The organism is Bacillus cereus group sp. BfR-BA-01383 (assembly GCF_022663495.1).
GTDB lineage: Bacteria > Bacillota > Bacilli > Bacillales > Bacillaceae_G > Bacillus_A > Bacillus_A cereus_AU.
In genome coordinates this window covers 1-379 of record NZ_JAKUFP010000118.1, presented here as the reverse complement: position 1 = coordinate 379, position 379 = coordinate 1, and the positions used below count along the sequence as shown (strand labels likewise).

Sequence of the window (379 nt, the reverse complement as noted above, 5' to 3'; positions counted from 1 at the left end):
AAAACCTACCAAAATTTTAACGAAAACACATACTAAGTAAAATCTAATACAAAAAACATTAATTTTATTAATCTAATTTAGCTTGTTATATCTCAAAATGAGAAAAATAACTATTATACAGGCCCTCACACAAATAGATATATTAAATATCATATTAAAGCAGATACTTGTAAATAAAAAATAAACGGAGGTTTTTTTAATTGAATAACCAAGAAGACTATTATTCTGATGATCATCATAAAGATTGTAAGGTTAAATCAGAAACACAAACTCCATTCAGTGATACTCCAGCACAGCCTGTTCTTACAAACAATCCAATAGTTAAAATTCCAGTTGTATTAGCAGAAAGAACACTTCAAATTGTAGTCGAAGCAAATAT

1 pseudogene is annotated in these 379 nt (G+C 26.6%); it reads left to right on the top strand.

The annotated features are described in order from the left end of the window. Nucleotides 1-200: 200 nt before the first annotated feature. A pseudogene (locus tag MR065_RS27190) lies at nt 201-379 on the top strand (CsxC family protein); the annotation flags it as partial.